This window comes from Halobacillus sp. BBL2006, assembly GCF_000786645.1.
Taxonomy (GTDB): Bacteria; Bacillota; Bacilli; order Bacillales; family Halobacillaceae; genus Halobacillus.
The window spans coordinates 1-1,155 of record NZ_JRNX01000769.1 but is presented as its reverse complement, the minus strand read 5'-3'; the positions used below and the strand labels follow the sequence as shown (position 1 = coordinate 1,155).

Annotated in this window: 1 protein-coding gene; it reads left to right on the top strand. The window is 46.5% G+C overall.

Going from position 1 to position 1,155, the window contains the following annotated elements:
* The first annotated feature begins 212 nt into the window (after nt 1-212).
* On the top strand, nt 213-947 hold the full coding sequence (gene prpE / locus LD39_RS19475) for a bis(5'-nucleosyl)-tetraphosphatase PrpE (RefSeq protein WP_035552195.1): 735 nt from the start codon (nt 213-215) through the stop codon (nt 945-947).
* Nucleotides 948-1,155 lie beyond the last annotated feature (208 nt).

Genomic DNA, 1,155 nt, shown 5'->3' with positions numbered 1-1,155 from the left:
CGAGACTCCTGTGGGATTCAAAGGGACAGGTGAGACCCCGGAAGGCGAAGCCTGAGGAGGCTCAGCGCCCGCCCACGGAAAGCGAGTGATTTCCTGGCCCTCCCTTCTCTATCCAAGGCAACGGAAACAGCCATTATCTCAAAACTGTGCCTTCAACAATCAAGAGCTTTAAAGCAAGATTATAAATTGCCTTTTTTATAGGAGGAATTAATATGAAAGTTGATATTATTGGGGATATCCATGGATGCCTTCCAGAACTGGAAGCTCTATTTACGCAGATGGGTTATGAATGGAAAGATGGCTTACCCTATCATCCCGACAAACGGACACCTGTCTTTGTTGGTGACCTGGCTGACCGCGGACCAGCCTCCATCGCATGCATTCGGCTTGCGTATCGATTAGTCATTGAAAAAAAGATGGCGCTTTACGTTCCGGGAAACCACTGTGATAAGCTTTACCGCTTTTTCCAAGGTAATCCTGTTCAAGAAACGCACGGACTAGAAACGACGACGGCTGAATTCAGGGAACTTCCTGCCGATCAACAAGAGATCGTAAAAGAGGAATTTCTCACATTAGTAGATGAATCTCCCCTTTACCACGTGATCCCAGAAGTCAATGCCGTGGTTGCTCATGCCGGGATAAAGGGAGAAGACATCGGAAACCGGAACAAACGCATTAAGACGTTTGTGTTGTATGGAGATATTACAGGTGAAAAGCTTCCGGACGGACGCCCTGTAAGACGTGACTGGGCCCAGCATTACACCGGGGATCGCTGGATCGTGTATGGTCATACACCGACGAGAGAACCCCGCTTCGTCAATAAAACGGTGAACATTGATACGGGATGTGTATTTGGGGGAAGTCTGACGGCTTTCCGACTGCCCGAAGAGGAGATTGTTCAAGTGCCATCCTCAATGCCGCTTGTCGAAGAGAAATTCAGGTATTAGAAACGATCAGGCTGCTCGACTGGCCTGATCATTTTGGTTCATCTAAATCTATTAGTACTGTCTCATCTGATCACGAACTAATAAATGGCGGCAATGATCATTCCAATAATGATTATTGGGAGAATCACAACCAGACCGATCCATACGTTTACCGTTGTTGGATCATTAAAGAAGGATTTGCGGAAAATATAAAAGAAAACAACGATGA